General features: G+C 74.2%; 22 protein-coding genes. 3 read left to right on the plus strand and 19 right to left on the minus strand.

From position 1 onward, the window contains the following. Positions 1-3 precede the first annotated feature (3 nt). Entirely contained in the window at positions 4-171 is a 168-nt protein-coding gene (locus PKA89_RS13185) for a hypothetical protein (protein ID WP_324420169.1), read from the minus strand. Positions 172-251: 80 nt separating this feature from the next. Here PKA89_RS13185 and PKA89_RS13190 point away from each other — a divergent pair, with 80 nt between their 5' ends. Continuing rightward, entirely contained in the window at positions 252-1,166 is a 915-nt protein-coding gene (locus PKA89_RS13190; protein WP_324420171.1) for a LysR family transcriptional regulator, read from the plus strand. A gap of 27 nt (positions 1,167-1,193) precedes the next feature. Here PKA89_RS13190 and PKA89_RS13195 read toward each other — a convergent pair whose 3' ends face one another. The 4 genes from PKA89_RS13195 to PKA89_RS13210 are packed head-to-tail and all read right to left on the minus strand — an operon-like array spanning position 1,194 to position 4,030. Continuing rightward, complete coding sequence (locus PKA89_RS13195; RefSeq protein ID WP_324420173.1) at positions 1,194-1,421, minus strand: ferredoxin; 228 nt, start codon at positions 1,419-1,421, stop codon at positions 1,194-1,196. Further along, complete coding sequence (locus PKA89_RS13200; RefSeq protein WP_324420175.1) at positions 1,405-2,502, minus strand: formate dehydrogenase; 1,098 nt, start codon at positions 2,500-2,502, stop codon at positions 1,405-1,407. Before PKA89_RS13200 ends, PKA89_RS13195 begins: the two co-directional genes overlap by 17 nt. Further along, complete coding sequence (locus PKA89_RS13205; protein WP_324420177.1) at positions 2,499-3,062, minus strand: ferric reductase-like transmembrane domain-containing protein; 564 nt, start codon at positions 3,060-3,062, stop codon at positions 2,499-2,501. Before PKA89_RS13205 ends, PKA89_RS13200 begins: the two co-directional genes overlap by 4 nt. Further along, entirely contained in the window at positions 3,059-4,030 is a 972-nt protein-coding gene (locus tag PKA89_RS13210) for an FAD:protein FMN transferase (RefSeq protein ID WP_324420179.1), read from the minus strand. Before PKA89_RS13210 ends, PKA89_RS13205 begins: the two co-directional genes overlap by 4 nt. A gap of 4 nt (positions 4,031-4,034) precedes the next feature. Between PKA89_RS13210 and PKA89_RS13215 the strand changes: the two genes are divergently transcribed. After that, entirely contained in the window at positions 4,035-4,271 is a 237-nt protein-coding gene (locus tag PKA89_RS13215) for a hypothetical protein (RefSeq protein ID WP_324420181.1), read from the plus strand. A 210-nt stretch (positions 4,272-4,481) separates the two neighbouring features. Here PKA89_RS13215 and PKA89_RS13220 read toward each other — a convergent pair whose 3' ends face one another. From PKA89_RS13220 to PKA89_RS13285, 14 genes are all read right to left on the minus strand, one after another. Continuing rightward, positions 4,482-7,085, minus strand: coding sequence for an MMPL family transporter (locus tag PKA89_RS13220; RefSeq protein WP_324420183.1), 2,604 nt, complete (start codon positions 7,083-7,085; stop codon positions 4,482-4,484). Positions 7,086-7,122: 37 nt separating this feature from the next. After that, entirely contained in the window at positions 7,123-7,776 is a 654-nt protein-coding gene (locus tag PKA89_RS13225) for a TetR/AcrR family transcriptional regulator (protein WP_324420185.1), read from the minus strand. Positions 7,777-7,842: 66 nt separating this feature from the next. Continuing rightward, positions 7,843-8,625, minus strand: coding sequence for an SDR family oxidoreductase (locus tag PKA89_RS13230; protein WP_324420187.1), 783 nt, complete (start codon positions 8,623-8,625; stop codon positions 7,843-7,845). Next, the gene (locus PKA89_RS13235; protein WP_324420188.1) at positions 8,622-9,779 is read right to left on the minus strand and encodes a cobalamin-independent methionine synthase II family protein; all 1,158 of its coding nucleotides are present in this window, start codon (positions 9,777-9,779) and stop codon (positions 8,622-8,624) included. Before PKA89_RS13235 ends, PKA89_RS13230 begins: the two co-directional genes overlap by 4 nt. 28 nt (positions 9,780-9,807) lie before the next feature. Further along, positions 9,808-10,452, minus strand: a complete 645-nt coding sequence (locus PKA89_RS13240; protein WP_324420190.1) for an HAD-IA family hydrolase — start codon at positions 10,450-10,452, stop codon at positions 9,808-9,810. Further along, the gene (locus tag PKA89_RS13245) at positions 10,449-10,817 is read right to left on the minus strand and encodes a Rieske (2Fe-2S) protein (RefSeq protein ID WP_324420192.1); all 369 of its coding nucleotides are present in this window, start codon (positions 10,815-10,817) and stop codon (positions 10,449-10,451) included. Before PKA89_RS13245 ends, PKA89_RS13240 begins: the two co-directional genes overlap by 4 nt. Then, positions 10,814-11,005 carry a tautomerase family protein gene (locus PKA89_RS13250; RefSeq protein ID WP_324420194.1) on the minus strand — a complete coding sequence of 64 codons (192 nt, stop codon included), beginning with the start codon at positions 11,003-11,005 and terminating at the stop codon, positions 10,814-10,816. The genes PKA89_RS13245 and PKA89_RS13250 overlap by 4 nt, the downstream gene beginning before the upstream one ends. 11 nt (positions 11,006-11,016) lie before the next feature. Then, a complete protein-coding gene (locus PKA89_RS13255; protein ID WP_324420196.1) occupies positions 11,017-11,847 on the minus strand; it encodes a fumarylacetoacetate hydrolase family protein in 831 nt (276 codons plus the stop codon). Beyond that, a complete protein-coding gene (locus PKA89_RS13260; protein WP_324420198.1) occupies positions 11,844-12,602 on the minus strand; it encodes a fumarylacetoacetate hydrolase family protein in 759 nt (252 codons plus the stop codon). Before PKA89_RS13260 ends, PKA89_RS13255 begins: the two co-directional genes overlap by 4 nt. Then, on the minus strand, positions 12,599-13,645 hold the full coding sequence (dmpG, locus tag PKA89_RS13265; RefSeq protein ID WP_324420200.1) for a 4-hydroxy-2-oxovalerate aldolase: 1,047 nt from the start codon (positions 13,643-13,645) through the stop codon (positions 12,599-12,601). Before dmpG ends, PKA89_RS13260 begins: the two co-directional genes overlap by 4 nt. Further along, on the minus strand, positions 13,642-14,544 hold the full coding sequence (locus PKA89_RS13270) for an acetaldehyde dehydrogenase (acetylating) (RefSeq protein ID WP_324420201.1): 903 nt from the start codon (positions 14,542-14,544) through the stop codon (positions 13,642-13,644). Before PKA89_RS13270 ends, dmpG begins: the two co-directional genes overlap by 4 nt. An 11-nt stretch (positions 14,545-14,555) precedes the next feature. Next, complete coding sequence (locus PKA89_RS13275) at positions 14,556-15,368, minus strand: fumarylacetoacetate hydrolase family protein (protein ID WP_324420204.1); 813 nt, start codon at positions 15,366-15,368, stop codon at positions 14,556-14,558. Further along, positions 15,358-16,137: an IclR family transcriptional regulator gene (locus PKA89_RS13280; protein WP_324420206.1), complete on the minus strand. Its 780-nt coding sequence runs from the start codon at positions 16,135-16,137 to the stop codon at positions 15,358-15,360. The genes PKA89_RS13275 and PKA89_RS13280 overlap by 11 nt, the downstream gene beginning before the upstream one ends. Then, entirely contained in the window at positions 16,130-16,876 is a 747-nt protein-coding gene (locus tag PKA89_RS13285; protein WP_324420208.1) for a hypothetical protein, read from the minus strand. The genes PKA89_RS13280 and PKA89_RS13285 overlap by 8 nt, the downstream gene beginning before the upstream one ends. Positions 16,877-17,050: 174 nt before the next feature. On the opposite strand from PKA89_RS13285, the gene PKA89_RS13290 reads away from it, so the two are divergent. Continuing rightward, positions 17,051-17,956: a catechol 2,3-dioxygenase gene (locus tag PKA89_RS13290; protein ID WP_324420210.1), complete on the plus strand. Its 906-nt coding sequence runs from the start codon at positions 17,051-17,053 to the stop codon at positions 17,954-17,956. Position 17,957 lies beyond the last annotated feature (1 nt).

Consider the following 17,957-nt stretch of genomic DNA (forward strand, 5'->3'; position numbering starts at 1 on the left):
TGCTCAGATGTGACGCGGGGTGACGGTCTGGGCGAGGACGTAGATCTCCTGGGCCTCGCGGACGAGGTCACGGTCGACCCGGCCGTCCCAGCCACGCCCGGAGGTGCGGGAGGTGCGGAGGTTGCTCGCGAGGGCGCGAGCCTTCTGGACGGAGAGCGATGCGGCGTTCATGACTCCATGATGCGCCTCGCAACCATGCAGCACAACGCGACTTTGCTTCACTATCCCGCAGTGTGACTTAAGGTTGGGTCATGCTCGACCCCCACCGTCTCACGGTCTTCCGCTCGGTCGTCGCGAGCGGCTCGGTGCAGGCCGCCGCCGACAACCTCGGCCTCACGTCGTCCGCGGTCAGCCAGCACCTCGCGGCGCTCCAGCGCGAGACCGGCCTCACCCTCTTCCAGCGCTCCGGCCGCGGCATCGTCCCGACCGAGGCCGCGCTCGTCCTCGACGCCCAGAGCGACGAGCCGATGAGCCAGTGGGGGCGGCTCGAGCAGGTCGTCTCGGACCTGCGCGAGGGGCGCTCCGGGCGGTTGTCCATCGGCTACTTCGCGAGCGCCGGGTCGGCGTGGATGCCGAGCCTCGTCCGCCGGCTGACCGCCGAGTACCCCGACCTCGTCCTCGAGCTCCGGCTCAACGAGCTCGAGCACCGCGGCCCGCGCCCCGACCTCGACCTCGTCATCGAGCCCCCGGACACTCCGCTGCCACCGGGCCTGCGACGGGTCGACCTCACCGACGACCCGTTCGTCGCGGTGCTGCCCCGCGAGCACGCCCTGGCCGGTGAGTCGCAGATCGCGCTGACCGACCTGCGCGGCGAGACCTGGGTGAGCAACGACCACCCGAGCTCGGTCGGCCACCGGCTGCTCGTGGCCGCCTGCGCGGCGGTCGGCCTGCGTCCCCGCTTCACCGTGCAGGCCCAGGACCACCACACGGCCATCGGGTTCGTGGCGGCGGGCGTCGGGGTCTCGGTGATGCCCGGCCTCGCCGCGCGGGGGCTGCCGCCGTCGGTGGTCCGGGTCGACCTCGCACCGCCGGCCCCGGTGCGCCACCTGTCCGCCGTCGTCCGTCAGCTCGGCGGGTCGACCGCGCCGGCCGAGCGGGCGGTCCAGCTGCTCGAGGAGCTCATCTCGCACCCGAGCTGGTCGCCCCGCCGCCGCTCGGCCCGCTGACGCCCGGGCCCCGGCTCGGCTCCGACGTCAGGCGCGGTCGGACCAGTAGAGGGCACGGGCGGGGCAGAAGGTGACCGCGCGGTCGCCGTCGGCCCGGCCGACCCGGCCGTCCTCGACGACGGGGTAGCCCCACTCGTCGAGCCGGAACGCACCCTCGAGGAGCGTGGCGCAGATGCCGTGGCCGGTGCAGGCGACGCGGTCGACCCGCAGCTCCGGGGCCGCCGGCGCGCGGCGGCGCTCAGACGTGGTGGGCACGGGACATCGCTCCCTCCGTGGGGCAGGTCCCCGCCACGTGCGCGGCGAGGTGCGGCTCGAGGACCCGCGGGGCGGGGGCGGGGAAGCGCCCGCCGCCGTCCGGGAAGCGGCAGGGGCCGCGTTTCGGCAGCAGCCCGGGGTGGGTGGGCAGGTCGTGCACGGCCTGCCGGGTCGGGGTCTCGACGAGCCGGTCCCACGCGGCCGAGACCGCGGGGACGCCGAACATGCACGGCCCGCACTGGCCGGCGGTCTCGCCGGCGGCGTGGCGCAGGTAGCTCGTGACGACGTGCACCGGGCAGCGGCCGGGGTCGAGGACGTCGATGATGCCGGGGCCGAGCGAGCCGCCGACGCGGGAGAGGTCCTCGCTCGTCCAGCGCAGGCGCCGGGTCTCGGCCGCGGGCGCGACGACGCCCCCGAGCCCGCCGACGACGAGGTACTCCGCCCCCGCAGCCGGTTCGGCGGCGGCGAGGAGGTCGGCGACGGGGACCCCGGCCTGGGTCTCGAGCACGCCGGGCCAGGCGACGGCGCCGGTCAGCGTCACGAGCCGGGGCCCGGGCTCGGCCTCGGTCCCGAAGGAGCGGAACCACGTCGGGCCGTACGCCTCGACCTGGGCGATCCGCCAGACCGTCTCGGCGTTGAGGACGACCGTCGCGGGGACCTTGCGCCCGTCGGCGTCACGGCCGCCCATGACGAACGGCCGCCGCTTGGTCATCGGGCGGGCCAGGCCGCCGTAGGCCGCCGAGACGAGCGAGGTCTCCTCGGACGAGACGTACCGGTCCGGCACCTCGAGGACGTCGGCCCCGGTGGCGGCGAGCAGGGCCGCGGTGCGCGAGCCCCGGTGGGCCGCGAAGAGGATGCTGCGCCGCCGGCCGTGCGCGACGAGGGAGGCGCCGCGGAGCAGCTCCTCGAGGTGGTGCTCGACGACGTGGGCGTCCTTGGCCGCCCCGATCTCGCCGTCGCAGGCGTTGACGACGAGGTGGGCGCCGTGGTCGTGCGCGGCCCGCACCTTGACGCCGGTGCTGAAGGCGGCGCCGCCCCGGCCGGTCAGCCCGGCGGCGTGCAGCTGCTCGACGAGGTTCACGACCACTCACCCCCGAGGACGGCGTCCCGCCGGGTGCGGTCGGCGTGGGTCGACAGCAGCCGCCAGAGGACGGCGCCGACGCCGACCACACCGCAGGCCGCCGTCACCGCGCGCAGGCCGGCCTGGCTGGCCGTGCCGAGGACGAACCCGTGCACGAGGGCCATCGGCCACAGCGCGTAGGTCGCGTAGTGCACTGCGCGCCACGCCCGTTCGGAGATCCGGTGGCGGAGCCAGGAGGTGACGGAGACCGCCACGAGGAGGTCGACCGCGAGCGTGCCGAGCCCGACCCAGAACGCCTCGTAGCCGCTCGTGAAGGGCACGAGGACCGAGATCCAGTCGATGCTCACGTAGGTCTCGACGACGGCGGTCGCGATGTGCACGGTGAGGAAGGAGAGCATCCCGAGGGAGAGCCACCGGTGCACGGCCATGACGACCGTCGCGGACTCCCCGTGCGGCCGGCGCCGGCCGGAGGTGACGACGCCGAGGACGACGACGGCGGTGAGCAGGACGATGCTCGCGACACCGGTCGCGCGGGAGAGGAACCACAGGGCCGCGTTCACGGGGCCACCTCCGGGTCGGGCCGGGTGGGGTCGGGAGCGACCGGGGCCGGCCAGGCGGGCGTCGTCACGACGTCGGTGCCGGTGTCGAGGCGCGCCGGCAGGCCGGTCATCCCGAGCCAGGCCGGCGCATCGGGGCCGAGGACGACCGCGGCCGTCGAGGCCGCGTTGGCCTCGAGGGCGGTCGCTGCGACGACGGTCACCTGGGCCCAAGTGGCGGCGGCGGTCGCACCGGTGCGCGGGTCGACGACGTGGTGGCGGGTCGTGCCGTCGGCGGCGGTCCACGTGCGCAGCCGGGTCGAGCTGGTCGCGACGGCCTGGCCGGGGTGCAGGGCGAGGACCTGGACGACGTGCTCGTCGGCGTCCTCGACGCCGACCCGCCAGCCGCCCTCCGGGGGTGGGCCGCCGACGGCGATGTCACCGCCGAGGTCGACGAGGAAGCCGCCCGGGAGGCGGGTCGCGAGCCGGTCGGCGAGGACGTCGGCTGCGTGCGCCTTGGCCGTCGCCCCGAGGTCGAGGAGGCATCCGGCCGGGACGGTCACCCGGTCGGTCACCGGGTCGAGCTCCACCGCGCGCCAACCGGGGACCTCGGCGGGCGCCCCCGTGCCCGCCACCCGGCCGCGGACCACGGAGAGGTCGGCGTCGTAGCCGCTCGCGGCGACCGCGCGGCCGACCGTCGGGTCGACGAGGCCGTCGGTGAGCCGGGCGGCGCGCAGGGCCGCCCGAAGGCTGCTCGCGAGGACAGGGGACGTCGTGGCCGAGGCCGGGCCGAACCGGGCGGCCGCGGCGAGCCGGCTCACCTCGGAGTCGTCGCGGAAGCGGGAGGCCGCCAGGTCGAGCGCGACGAGGTGGTCGCGGACGATCGCCTCGGCCTCGGCGAGGGCGAGCGGCTCGGTCGTCAGCAGGCGGACCGTCGTGCCGAGGGCGCCGAAGACCGTGCTGCCGAGCGGGGCGGTGGCGGTGGTGGTCACGGCGGTGCCTCAGGAGCCGTGGGTCGTCGTCTGCGACGGCCGCAAGGCTGAGGGGACCGTGCCGGGGGTCGAGGAGGACGAGCCGCTGCTCGCCGAGCTCGACGAGCGGGAGGTGCGCGCCGAGCCGGTCGACGAACCGCCCGCGGAGGACGTCGTCCCGCTCGTCGTGCCCGTGGTGGTGCTCGAGCCCGTGCTCGCGCCGGACGCGGCCGTCGTGGTCTGCGAGGTCGCGAGGTGGTAGCCCGCCACGCCGGTCGTCAGGGCGGCAGCCGCGACGGCGCCGGCCGTCCAGACCTTGGCCCGCTCCAGGGCTCGGGGGGTGGTGCGCATCGTCGTCACCTTCGGGGATCGGGATTGGTTGACCCCGCAACGATGCGGTCCTCCCCTGTGCCGCACCTGTGCCACCCGGGTGACGCCTCTGTGCGATCGACGGCGACCGCGTCCCCGCAGGTCAGCGGGCCGGCGGACCCACCGGTTCCGCGAGGGAGGGCTCGTCCTCGGGTGCCCGGGGGGTTCCGGCGGCGTCCTGGGCGGCCAGGTGCTCGGCCAGCCGCAGTCCCTCGACGTCCAGGTCGGGCAGCAGGCGGTCGAGCCACCGCGGCATCCACCAGGCGCGCTCGCCGAGGAGGTGCATGACGGCCGGCGTGAGCGTCATCCGGACGAGGAACGCGTCGATGAGGACGCCGACCGCGAGCCCGAAGCCGATCGGCCGGACCATCACGAGGTGGCTGAACGCGAAGCCGAGGAAGACCGAGGTCATGATCACCGCGGCGGCGGTGACGACCTTGACGCCGTGCACGAACCCGCTGCGCACGGCGGCGCGGGCGTCCTCGCCGTGGGCCCGCGACTCGTGCATCCCGGAGACGAGGAACATCTGGTAGTCCATCGCGAGGCCGAAGAGCACCCCGATGAGGATGATCGGCATGAAGCTGAGCAGCGGTCCCGGCTGGGTGACGCCGAACCAGTCGCCGAGCCAGCCCCACTGGTGCACCGCGACGGTGGCGCCGAAGGCGGCCGCCACCGACAGGAGGAACCCGCCGGTCGCGATGAGCGGCACGACGACCGAGCGGAACACGACCATGAGGATGAGGAGCGAGAGGCCGACGACGACGGCGAGGTAGGCCGGGAGCGCGTTGGAGAGGCGGTCGGAGATCTCGATGTTCGCGACCGTCTGCCCGGTGAGGCCGATGTCGACACCGTCGTGCCGCTCGAGCAGCGAGGCCGTGCGACGGATGCCGTCGATCGTCGCCGAAGTCTGTTCCGCGGCCGGGCCGGTGCTCGGGACCACCTGGAAGGCAAGGGTGTTCGTGTCCTTGCTGACCCCGAAGGGGACGACGCTGACGACGCCGTCGACGTCGGCGAGTGCGGTGGCGATGCCGGCCTGGGCGTCGAGCACCTCGGCCTCGGTGCGGGCACCGTCGTGCCGCGGGAGGTCGGCGACGGCGACGACCGGGCCGTTCATCCCGGGGCCGAACTCGTCGGCCACGGTCGTGTAGGCGGTGTAGGCGCTCGACCCGCTCGGCTCGCTGCCGCCGTCCGGGAGCCCGAGGCGCATGTCGAGGGCGGGCACGGCGAGGACTGCGACGAGCCCGACGACGCCGAGCAGCGTGAGCCACGGGTGCCGGGTCACGGCGCCGACGTACCAGCCGCCGTGCTCCTCGGGGCGGTCGTCGGAACCGGCGGCGCGGGTGGCGGCGTCACCCGGTGTCGCGAACCCGGCACGGCGCCAGGCGCGCCGCGAGACGACACGGGTCCCCATGAGCCGCAGGACGGCCGGGCTCACGGTGACGGCGACGACCACGGAGACGGCGACGGTGGCGGCGGCGACGACGCCCATCTCGGCGAGGATCGGGATGCCCGAGAGGACGAGCGCGGCGAGGGCGATGACGACGGTCGAGCCGGCGAAGGTCACCGCGGAGCCGGCCGTCGCGACGGCGCGGGCGACCGACTCGCGCACCGGCATCCCGTGGAGGATGTTCGCCCGGTGCCGGTTGACGATGAACAGCGCGTAGTCGATCCCGACGGCGAGGCCGAGCATGAGGGCGAGCGCCGGGGTCGTCGTGTTGAGCTCGACGACGGAGGTGAAGGCGACGGCGCCGCCGAGGCCGACGCCGACGCCGAGCAGCGCGACGAGGAGCGGGAGCCCGGCCGCGACGAGGCTGCCGAGGACGAGCACGAGGACGAGGAGCGCGACGGCCAGGCCGAGGATCTCGCCGGGCCCGATGAACTCGAGCGCCTGGGTGATCTCGACGCTGTAGCTCGCGGTGACCCCTGCGGCCGCGAGGACGGGGTCGCCCTTCTCGGGGATGAGGGCGCGGTCCTCCGGCGGCACCGACTGCGCGTTGTCGTCGAACTGCACCTGGACCACGGCGTAGCGGCCGTCCGCGCTGACCAGCCGGGTGCCGGACGAGGCCGCGGAGACGGCGGCGCCATCGGCGTACCGGGCCTTGCCGGAGGCGAGCTCGGACCGTGCGGCGTCGAGCTTCTTCTCGCCGGCCGCGACCTGGGCGCGCCCGTCCTCGACCTGCGCGCGCAGGGCGGGCAGGCTCGGGTCGGCCGGGTTCGCCTTCTCGGCCTGGGCGAGGAACGCCTCGCCGCCGGCGAGCTGCGCCTTGGCGTCGGCCAGCTGCTTGGTGCCCGCGTCGAGCTGGGCCTGGCCCTCGGCGAGCTGCTGCTTCGAGGCGGCGAGCTTCGCGGCCGACTCGTCGATCTGCTGCTGGGCGGCGAACGGGTCGACGACGCGCTCGACGTGCGGCAGGCCCTCCCACTGCCTCATCGCCTGCGCGACGGCGGCCTTCTGCTCGGTGGTGAACGACCCGGTGTCGCTCTTCAACACCACGCGGCCGAACCCTCCTGCGGCGGAGGGGATCTGGGTGCCGAGGTTGCTCAGGACGCGCTCGAACTCGGTACCGGGGATGGAGACCTGGTTGGTGAGCGGCCGGCCGATCGTGCCGGCGAGGGCGCCGGCGACTGCGAGGACGACGAGCCAGGCGGCGACGACGCGCCAGGCGTGCGCGGCGCACCAGCGGCCGAGACGGTAGAGCGCGGTGGACATGGGGGCCTCCGGGTGGGGGAGTGCGGGCGTCGGGGGGTCAGCGGGTGCCGGCGGCGACGGTGGCGCCGGCGGTGTCGGGCAGCAGGGGGGAGCCGAGGCAGGTGAGCGCCTCGGCGAAGGCGCCGTGGAAGGACGGAGCACTCGTGTCGGTGTCGTCGAGGGCGTGCCGGGCCCAGACCCGCAGCGCGGCCTCGCCGGCGCCGACGACGGCGCTCGCGGTCGTGGCGACCTGCAGCTCGCTCGGGCCCGGGCCGAGTCGGGCACGCAGCCATCCCTCGAACCAGTCGAGCCACGAGTGCAGCTCGCCGAGGATGAGCGCCTTCGCGTGCGGGGAGGCCTCGCCGGCGGCGGCGAGGGTGCCGATGCGCTCGACGAGGTCGAGGTCGGTGGGATCGTCGACGACCGCGAGCAGCGAGGCGCGGACGGGCTCACCGGCCGGGCGCTCCTCGAGCCGCCGGCTCAGCGAGGCGAAGAACTCGGCGACGCTGGCGGTGAGCACCGACTCGACGGACGGGAAGTAGTTGAAGAAGGTGCGGCGCGAGACCCCCGCGCGGTCGGCGACCGCCTCGGCCGTCACGGCGTCGACGCCCTCGTCGCGGACGATCGTGTAGGCCGCGAGCGCGAGGTCGCGCCGGGTCCGCTCGCGCTTGCGGTCGCGCAGCGAGGGGACGACACAGCTCGGTCGGTTCACCTCGTCAGGGTAGGCCCGTGTTGCACCACAGTGCAAATCTGCACTTCACTGCACCGACCCATAGGGTCAGTGGGGGGAGCGGAGGCCGCCGGCGTCGAGGTGGAGGACCGTCCCGTGGAGGATGTCGGCCTCGGGCGCGAGGAGCAGCGTCGTGGCCCAGACGAGCTCCTCCACCCGTGGCAGCCGGCCGAGCGGCACCCGGGCCTCGTACTCGGCCCACACCTCCTCGACGGTCAGGCCGCGCTCGCCGGCGATCCGCTCGGCGATGCGTCGCAGCCGCGGGGTGTCCATCGGGCCGGGGACGAGGGTGTGCACGGTGACGCCGTCGGCGCCGTGGTTGAGCGCGACCTGCTTCATGAGGTTGACCAGGCCGGCGTTCACCCCGCCCGGACCGGCCTCGTCCCGCCCCGGCTCGAGCCCGAGCGTCCCGGCGACGGCGACGAACCGCGACCCGGGTCCCATCGCGTCACGCACCGCGTGGAGCAGCCGCACGACACCCGCCATCTTCACCTGGGCGCCGGCCGCGAGGAGGTCGGGGTCGACGGTCTCGACCGACCCGGTGACCGGCAGCCCGGCGGCGAGCACGGCCATCCGGACCCGCCCGCGCAGGGCCGAGCGGATGGCGTCGGTGGCCGCGTTCGTCGCGATGTCGGCCGCGCACGGGACCACGTCCCCGTCCACGTCCGCCGCGAGCCGGGCCAGGGCGTCGGCGTCGCGCGCCACGGCCACGACCCGCAGCCCGCGCGCGGCCAGCGCCCGGACGAGGGCCGAGCCGACCGTGCCGGTGGCCCCGACGACGACCGCGTCCTCGACCGCGTCCTCGGTGGCGCTCCCGCCCGGCTCGGTCATCCGTAGACCTCCCCGTCGGCGATGCGGGCGCCCGCGACGAGGGCGCGGAACTTCTCCCAGACGACGGAGTCGGGGATCTCCGGCGCGAACGAGGCACGTGACGAGAAGCCGCAGTCGGTGCCGGCGATGACCCGCTCGGGACCGACGACCGAGGCGTAGCGGCCGATCTGGTCGGCGACGAGCCGCGGGTGCTCGACGTACGGCGACGCGTGCCCGATGAGGCCGGGGACGAGGACCTTGTCGTCGGGCAGCGGCAGCTCCTCCCAGATCCGCCACTCGTGGGCGTGCCGGGGGTTGGCCGCCTCGAACGAGTAGGCCCCCGCGTCGATCCGCAGCATGTACGGGGCGATGACGGCGAGGTCGAGGTCGTGCACGCGCGGGCCGGCGTTGAGGCCGAAGCACGTGTGCAGCCGGATCCGGTCGGCCGGGATGCCGCGGATCGAGTGGTTGACGATCTCGATGTGCTCCTCGGCCTCGCGGCGGCGCTGCTCGGGGTCCGACCCCGGTCCACCGGTGAGGATCTCGATGAGCCACGGGTCGTCGATCTGGAGGAGCAGTCCGGAGTCGACGATCGCGAGGTACTCCTCGCGCAGGGCCTCGGCCACGGCCTCGAGGTAGTCGCGGTCGGTGTCGTAGTAGCGGTTGACCCCGAAGCCGCGCGGGCTCGTCGAGGGCAGGAACGCCTCGGTCACCTCGACCTCGGCGAGCGCGGCCCTGATGTTCGCGACGTCCGCCGCCACCTGCGCGTGGCCGCGGTAGGTGACCGGGCCGGTGCAGGCCATCGCCCGCAGCGGCACGACGGTGTCCTCGTACTTCGTGAAGTAGCGCTCGTAGAAGTCGGGGAAGGCCTCGGTCTCGCGCAGCCAGGAGGGCGGCATGACCGGCTCGCCGTCGTCGGCCGAGTAGCCGGTCAACCGCTCGACGACGTACGTGAAGAAGCTCGCCTTGCCCATCTCGCCGTCGTTGACGACGTCGAGCCCGACCTCGGCCTGGTGGGCGACGGTGCCGCACACCGCATCCGTCACCGCCCCGGCGAAGGCGGCGTGGTCGTAGGGCCGCCCGTGCTCCTTCTCGCGCATGATCTCCAGCAGTGGCCGCGGGCGGGCCAGGCTGCCGCAGTGCGTCGTCAGGATGCGGTCGGTGCTGCGCTGCACGGGATCTCCTCGGGGTGGGGGTGCTCGGTCATGGCGTCGGGACGGCGTCGAGCCCGAGCCGGGCCCGCAACGCCACCACCGAACCGTCGGCGTCGCGGATGTCGAGGTGGTGCGCGGCGATCCCGACCGCCTCCGCACCACGGCAGTTGACCCGCATGTCGTCGACGAAGACGGTCCGCGCGGGATCGGCGTCGAGCAGCCGCAGCACGTGCTCGAACGCGCCTGCGGCCGGCTTGCGCACCCCGATCGTCGCGACGTCGACGACGGCGTCGAAGAAGTGGCGCTCCGGCCAGGTCTCCCACCAGTCCGGACCGAGCCAGTTCGACGCGTCGTTGGTCAGGACGGCCTGCCGCAGTGGCGAGTCCGCGATGTCGTGGACGAGGGACCACACCTCGCGCCGGTCCTCGTCGGCCCAGTCGGGGTCGCGCTTCGGGTCGAAGTCGATGTCCTCGTCGTGCAGCCGGTCGACGACCCGGGCGTAGTACTCGCCCTCGGAGATCTCGCCGGCGTCCATCGCGTCGTAGTCCGGGTCGGGCACGGAACCGGTGGGGCCCAGCGCCATCCGGCCCACCGGCCAGCCGCGCTCGCGGCCGACGTCGACGAGCACCTCGGTGAAGTACCGGCGGAAGATGCCGCCCATGTCCCAGACGACGGCGTCGATGCCTTCGCTCACGAGCCACGCTCCCAGCTCCGGGCGTGCGCCAGAAGGCGCTCGCGCATCGACGTCGCCGGCGGCGGGTCGGGAACCTCGAGCAGCACCTCGCCGTCGGCGGTGACCTCGACGGGATAGGAGGGCAGCACGCCACGACCCCCGAGGTGGCGGCCGCTCGGCAGGTCGTACTGCCAGAAGTGGTGCGGGCACGAGAGCACCGTGCCCTCGTGCACCCGGCCACCGGCCAGCGGGTTCTCCTTGTGCAGGCACCGGTTGCGGAACGCGCACGCCGTGCCGCCGGAGCGCACGACGACGACGCTCCCGTCGCCGACGGCCACGGCGTGGTCGGCGGGGAGGTCCTCGAGACGTCCGGCGGAGACCTTCACCCGTCCGCCCGGCGGGCGCGTTCGGCCTTGACCTCGGCGATGGGGACGCCACCGACCGCGTACTGGTGGTCGTCCATCTCGTGGACCATGACGCGAACGGTCTCGATCGGGGCGTCGATGGCGTCGGCGATGGCGTGCGACACGGCTCGGGTCATCGCCTGGATGGCCTCGGGCGGACGACCCTTCATCAACGAGATGCTCACGATCGGCACGGCTGCTCCCGGTGCTCGGAGGGGACGGTGGACGGACGGACGGCGTGCGCGCGCGTGGTGCCGAGGCGGTCGAGCTCGACGACGACGGTGGTGCCCTCGAGGAGGTCGACGGGCGGGGTGAGGCCCCCGGAGATGACGACCGCCCCGGCGGGCAGGCGGCGACCGCAGGCGTTGGCCATCCACGCGACGGCCGCGGCAGGGTCGTCGTGGGCGGCGGCGCCGGCCGCGGTGTGCGCCATGGCCCCGTCGACGGTGACGACGCACCCGACGAGCCGCAGGTCGGCCCCTGCGAGGTCGGCGAGGTCGACCGGCTCGCCGAGGACGACGCGTCCCGCGGAGGAGTCGTCGGCGATGTTGTCCTCGGCCCGGAAGCGGAAGCCCTCGTACCGCGAGTCGACGACCTCCAGGCAGGGGGCGACGGCGCGCGTCGCGGCGAGGACGTCGGCGGCGGTGAGGCCGGGACCGACGAGGTCGCGGCCCAGGACGAACGCGATCTCCGGCTCGACCTTGGGGTGGATGAGGCCGTCGAGGTCGACCTCGTCGCCGTCGACGAGCATCGCGTCCGTGAGCCAGCCGTAGTTGGGGCTGTCGACCCCCATGGCCCGGCGCATCGCCTCGGACGTGAACCCGAGCTTGCCGCCGACGACCCGCTCGCCGTCGCTCTCGCGCAACGCGATTCCCGCCTCCTGGACGGCGTAGGCGGTGGCCGTGTCGAGGCCGCCGGGGCGCGCGGTGAAGGTCGGCACGGTCGTGCGTTCGAGCCGGGCACGGTGCAGCTCGGCGGCCATCGCCTCGACCGACGCCCGGTCGGCGGTCACGGCCCGCACCGGAGCTCGACGGAGCCGAGCCGGTCGACGGTGACCCGGACGACGCTGCCCGGCCGGACCGGCACGGCGGCGGTGAGGGCGCCGGAGAGGACGACGGTCCCGGCCTCGAGACGCCGCCCGCGGTGGGCGAGCGACCGGACGAACCACGCCACGGCGGCGGCGGGGTGGTCGAGGACGGCGGCCCCGGCGGCGGTGGCGACGAGCCGGCCGTCGACCTCGAGGAGGCAGCCGAGGAGTCGCAGGTCGAGGCCGGTGACCGGCGTCGGGCGGCCGAGGGCGTAGCGCGCCGACGAGATGTTGTCCGCGACGACGGCCGGCAGGGTGAAGGAGTAGCCGGCGTAGCGCGAGTCGAGGACGTCGATCGCCGGCATCACCGCGTCCGTGGCGGCGAGGACTTCGGATGCGGACACGTCCGGCCCCTCGAGGTCGCGGCCGACGAGGAAGGCGATCTCGGGCTCGCACCGTGGCTGGATCAGCTCGCCGCACGGCAGCTCGGTGCCGACCTCGACCTGGGACCCCTCGAGCAGCCACCCGTACGCCGGCTCGGCGACGTTCATCTGCTGCTGCTTGGCGACGCTGGTCAGCCCGAGCTTCGCGGCGACCGGACGCTTCCCGAGCAGCCCGATCAGCTCGTCCTGGAGCTCGTAGGCGCGCTCGACCGGCAGGTCGTCGGCGTCCGGGCTGATCGCCGTGCGCGTGGCGATGGCGTCGGCGAGCCGGCGGGGCAGGTCGCTGTCGTCGCTCATCGCGCGACCGCGCCCTCGCGCTTCAGCTGGAGCGCGACGTCGATGATCATGTCCTCCTGGCCGCCGACCATCCCGCGCCGGCCGAGCTCGATGAGGATGTCGCGCACGTCGACGCCGTACCGCTCGGACGCCCGTCGGGCGTGGAGGAGGAAGGAGCCGTAGACGCCGGCGTACCCGAGGGTCAGCCCGTCGCGGTCGATGACGCCCATCCCCGGGTGGATCGGTCGCACGACGTCCTGGGCGGCGTCCATCATCGTGAAGGTGTCGACGCCCGTCTCGATGCCGCTCTTCTCGCAGGTGGCGACGAGCACCTCGGTCGGGCAGTTGCCGGCGCCCGCGCCGAGCCCCGTGGTGCAGCCGTCGATCTGGTCGGCGCCCTCACCGAAGGCGGCCAGCGAGTTCGCCACCGCGAGACTGAGGTTGTTGTGGGCGTGCACCCCGACCTGGACGTCGACGGCAGCCTTGACGGCGCCCACGCGGGCCTTGAACCCGTCCATCGTCATGGCCCCGGCGGAGTCGACGATGTACACGCAGTCGGCGCCGTACGACTCCATCCGCTTGGCCTGCTCGACGAGCTCGTCCGGCGGGATCATGTGCGACATCATGAGGAAGCCGACCGCCTCCATCCCGAGCTCCTTGGCGAGGGCGACGTGCTGCTCGGCGATGTCGGCCTCGGTGCAGTGCGTGGCGATGCGGGCGACCTTGGCGCCGATGTCGGCGGCCCGGCGCAGGTCGTCCTTGACCCCGATGCCCGGGACGAACAGGCACGCGATCCGGGCCCGTTGCGCGGTCTCGACGGCGACCCGTACCAGGTCGGTCTCCGGCGTGTGCGAGAAGCCGTAGTTGAAGGAGGAGCCGCCGAGCCCGTCGCCGTGGCTCACCTCGATGACGGGGACGCCGGCCCGGTCGAGGGCGCCGACGACGGCGCGGACGTGGTCGGCGGTGAACTGGTGGTAGACGGCGTGCGAGCCGTCGCGCAGCGTGGAGTCGGTGAGCCGGAAGGCCCGCTCCGGGGCCTCCGGGGTGACTGCGGTGTCGGTCATGCGGGGGCTCCTGCCCTGTGCTCGGCCATCGCCGTGCCGACCCGGACGGCCGAGGCGGTCATGATGTCGAGGTTGCCCGCGTAGGGCGGGAACCAGTCGCCGGCGCCCTCGACCTCGAGCAGGATGACGACCCGCGCGCCGACGTCGCCGCCGGGGGCGCGGTAGTGCTCGCGCTCGAAGACCGGCTCGTTCTTCAGCCGGTAGCCGGGCACGTACTCGGCGACCCGGGCCACCATCTCGGTGACCGACGCGGTGACGGCCGCCTCGTCGTAGCCGTCGGGGAGCGCGCAGAACACGGTGTTGCGCATGAGGATCGGCGGGTCGGCCGGGTTGAGCACCATGATCGCCTTGCCGCGCGCTGCGCCGCCGACCGTGACCAGTGCGTCCGAGGTGGTCTTCGTGAACTCGTCGATGTTCTGCCGGGTGCCCGGGCCGGCCGAGCGCGACGACACCGACGAGACGATCTCGGCGTACGGCACCGGACAGACCGCGTTGACGGCGGCGACCATCGGCACCGTCGCCTGCCCACCGCAGGTGATGAGGTTGACGTTCTGCGCGCCCCGGTGCTCGTGCCCGTTGACCGGCGGCACGACGAGCGGGCCGAGCTTGGCCGGGGTGAGGTCGACGACGCGCAGCCCCGCCTCCTCGTAGCGCGGGGCGTTGCGGCGCATGACCCAGGCCGAGGTCGCCTCGAAGACGACGTCGAAGTCGTCGGCGTGGGCGATCAGCCAGTCGGCGCCCTCGTGGCTCGTCTCGAGCCCGGCCTCGCGGGCGGTGCGCAGGCCGTCGGAGTCGGGGTCGATCCCGACGACCGCCCCGAGCTCGAGCCCCGGGGCGCGCATCAGCTTGACCATGAGGTCGGTCCCGATGTTGCCGGACCCGACGATGGCGCAACGCATCCGGTCTCCTCTCAGGCGGACGTGGTGAAGCGGGCGGTGACCGTGCCCAGCCGGTCGAAGTCGGCCCGGACGACGTCGCCCGGGGCGACCTCGAACGCGCGGTGGAGGGCGCCGGTCATGACGAACCAGCCGGCCTCGAGCGTCACGTCGTAGGGGGCGAGGGTGTTGGCGAGCCAGGCGACCGCGGCGACCGGGTCGCCGAGGGCAGCCGCGCCGGCGCCGGTGTCGGCGGTTGCGCCGTTGCGGGAGACCACCATCCCGGTGAGCCGCGGCTCCCAGCCGTCGAGCGGGACGACGCGGGTGCCGAGCACCGTCGCGCCGGAGGAGGCGAGGTCGGCGATGGTGTCGACGAGCCCGATCCGCCAGTCGGCGATGCGCGAGTCGACCATCTCGATGGCCGCGACGGCCCCGCCCAGCGCCCGCCAGGCCTGCATCGGCGTGACCCCCGGCCCGCGCAGGGGCGCGTCGAGCACGAGGGCGATCTCGGCCTCGACCTTCGGGGCGATGTACCGGGAGAGGTCGATGTCCTGGCCGTCGGGGTACACCATCGAGGAGAGCACCGGCGCGTAGTCGGGCTGGTCGACGCCGAGCATCTCCTGCATCGGCCTCGAGGTGAGCCCGAGCTTGTAGCCGACCGGGTGGCCGCCGTCGGCGTCGAGGATGCGCCGGACGAGGCCCTGCTGGATGCGGTAGGCGTCGTCGACGTCGAGCTCCGGGTGGTCCTCGACGACCGGCCGCACCGGGGTCACCGAGGTCATGGCGTCGTGCAGCCGCTGGGCGACCCGCTCGTGGAGCTCCCCGGGGGTGGTCGTCTCAGGAGGCATGGTCGACCCCCCGGCCGCGGTGCCCGAGACGGCGGCTCGCGACGGCCGCCGCCTCGACCACGGCCTGCCGGATGGCGGCGAGGTCCTGGTCCATCCGCGGGCTCGGGCCGACGACCGACAGCGCGGCGACGACCTGACCGGAGACGTCACGCACCGGCGCGCCGATCGAGGTCGCGCCGATCTCGGACTCGTCGACGTTGTGCGCCCAGCCTTGGTGGCGGATCTGCGCGAGCTGGCGGCGCAGGACGGCGAGGTCGGTCACCGTGAAGGGTGTGCGCGACGGCGGCTCCCAGCCCTCGAGGGTGCGGTCGAGGACGCTCGGCTCGAGGTGGGCCAGCAGCACCTTGCCGGTGCTCGTCGAGTGCGCCCAGTTGCGCCGGCCGACGTCGAGGAACATCCGCAGCGAGTGCATGCTCTGGAGCCGCTCGACGTAGACGACCTCGCGGCCGTCGAGGACGGCGAGCTGCGTCGTCTCGCCGGTGCGGTTGCGCAGCATCGTCATCGGGGGCAGCACGGCCTCGGAGAGGTCGTAGCCGGGCGAGGAGGCTGCGACGAGGTCGTAGACGGCGAGCCCGAGCCGGTAGCGCCCGGTCTCCGGGTCCTGCTCGACGAGGTGCTCGGACTGGAGGGTGCGCAGCAGCCGGTGGACGGTGCTGGTCGTCATCCCGAGGGCGCGGGCCAGCTCGGTGACGCCGTAGTCGCGGCGGCGCGAGCTGAAGGCCTTGAGGACCCGCACCGCGTTGCGCACGCTCGACAGCGACTCACCCACGGCCGGCCCCCCGGCTGGTCCCCCGGACGACGTCGAGGAGGGTGCGGCGCAGCTCGACGGGGTCGGGGCGCACCTGCGCGGCGAGGACCGCGACGCGGTCGTCCCACGGGGCCACCTGCTGCGCGACCTCGACGGCGAGCAGCGCCTGGGCCCGGACCAGGCCGCCCGCCGCGGCGCCCTCGAGCTCGTCGACCAGGGCCTCGGCGCCCCTGGCCCGGGAGCGGATCGACTCGAAGTCGCGGACGTCGGCGAGGTGGTCCATCGCGAGGCCGGCCCCGGCGTGCGAGGCCTGGTGCCCGCTCAGCGAGGCGCCCGGCTGGACGACGAGGTGGTAGATCGCGGTGCTCACGCCGAGCACCCGCCGCACCGGGAGGTACGCGGGGCCGTCGCTCTCGTCGACGAGGCCCAGCTCGGGCAGGACGACGGGGTCGAAGAAGCGCAGGGTCCAGCGGATGCCCTCGACCTCGTCCTCGAGGGCCACCTCCTGGCCGCTCGGCGGGGCGAGGCGGTCGGTCGTCGCGACGACGTGGAGGTTGCGGGCACCGGCCGCGAGGACGGTCAGGCCGGGGTCGTAGAGCCGCAGCCGGCCGCGGACCGCGGGGGGCTGGCCGGCGGCCCCGGAGGCGTACGCCCGGTGCACGCTGCGGACGTAGTCGGCCATCGCCGCGCGCATGCCCTCGGCGCGCCGGGCGCCGTCCGCGGGCTGCGGCTGGACGTCCTCGTCCGGCTCGGTCATCACGCGCTCGACCCTAGGCAGCATGCCGCCCGACGGGACAGGATCATCCCGCCATGCGGGAAGCCTTCCGCGAGGATGCCACGTGCGGAGGACGGCCCCCGCACGGCCTCCGGGCAGCCTTCCCGCAGGGCGGGACAGGCGTTCCCAGCGGTGCACGGGCCGTGCGACCTTTCCGGCATGGGAATCCTCCGGCTCAGCCACGTCGACATCACGGTGCCGGACCTCGACCTCGCCAAGGCCTACTACACCGGCGTCATGGGGATGGACCTCACCGAGGAGACCCCCGACCGGGCCTTCTTCAAGTGCTGGGACGAGGAGGACCACCACTCCCTCGCCGTCCGCTACGACCCGCGGGTCGGGATGGACCGCTTCGCCTTCAAGGTCGACCACGAGGACGACCTCGCCGAGATGGAGCGCAAGGTCGAGACCTACGGCTTCCACGTCCAGCGCATCTCCCACGGCGAGGAGGTCGGCCAGGGGGAGTCGATCCGGTTCGAGACCCCGTCCGGGCACGAGATGGAGCTCGTCTTCGACGTCGAGAAGGTCGGCGGCCGCACCGGCAAGCTCAACCCGGAGATCCCGGTCGACCTGCTCGGCATCGCCCCGCCCCGGATGGACCACCTGCTCATCAACGCCGAGGAGGTCGGCGAGGCGGCGAAGTTCTACATGGACGTCCTCGGCTTCCGGATGACCGAGCAGCTCGTCGGCGGCGACGGCCACCAGATCGGCGTCTGGATGGAGCGCAGCCACTCCCCGCACGACCTCGCCGTCGTCAACGGCACCAACGGCGCGCTGCACCACTTCGCCTTCTGGCTCGACGACTGGGACCACGTGCGCCGCAGCGCGGACATCCTCGCCTACAACGCGATCCAGATCGACGTCGGCCCGACGCGGCACGGCGTGACGCGCGGCAACACCATCTACTTCTTCGACCCGATGGGCACCCGGAACGAGGTCTTCACCGGCGGCTACCGCCCGGACCCCGACTTCCCGACCATCACCTGGACCGAGGACAACATCGGCCAGGCCGTCTTCTACTACGAGGGCGAAGTGAACGACCGCTTCGTCTCCGTCCACACCTGAG

The sequence above is a fragment of the Phycicoccus sp. genome (assembly GCF_035325325.1).
Lineage (GTDB): Bacteria > Actinomycetota > Actinomycetes > Actinomycetales > Dermatophilaceae > Phycicoccus.

Coding starts and splice junctions, on each gene's coding strand:
- PKA89_RS13190 (WP_324420171.1), top strand. CDS start 252: ATGCTCGACCCCCACCGTCTCACGGTCTTCCGCTCGGTCGTCGCGAGC.
- PKA89_RS13220 (WP_324420183.1), bottom strand. CDS start 7,085: ATGTCCACCGCGCTCTACCGTCTCGGCCGCTGGTGCGCCGCGCACGCC.
- PKA89_RS13185 (WP_324420169.1), bottom strand. CDS start 171: ATGAACGCCGCATCGCTCTCCGTCCAGAAGGCTCGCGCCCTCGCGAGC.
- PKA89_RS13250 (WP_324420194.1), bottom strand. CDS start 11,005: ATGAAGGGTCGTCCGCCCGAGGCCATCCAGGCGATGACCCGAGCCGTG.
- PKA89_RS13260 (WP_324420198.1), bottom strand. CDS start 12,602: ATGAGCGACGACAGCGACCTGCCCCGCCGGCTCGCCGACGCCATCGCC.
- PKA89_RS13270 (WP_324420201.1), bottom strand. CDS start 14,544: ATGCGTTGCGCCATCGTCGGGTCCGGCAACATCGGGACCGACCTCATG.
- dmpG (WP_324420200.1), bottom strand. CDS start 13,645: ATGACCGACACCGCAGTCACCCCGGAGGCCCCGGAGCGGGCCTTCCGG.
- PKA89_RS13230 (WP_324420187.1), bottom strand. CDS start 8,625: ATGACCGAGCCGGGCGGGAGCGCCACCGAGGACGCGGTCGAGGACGCG.
- PKA89_RS13290 (WP_324420210.1), top strand. CDS start 17,051: ATGGGAATCCTCCGGCTCAGCCACGTCGACATCACGGTGCCGGACCTC.
- PKA89_RS13275 (WP_324420204.1), bottom strand. CDS start 15,368: ATGCCTCCTGAGACGACCACCCCCGGGGAGCTCCACGAGCGGGTCGCC.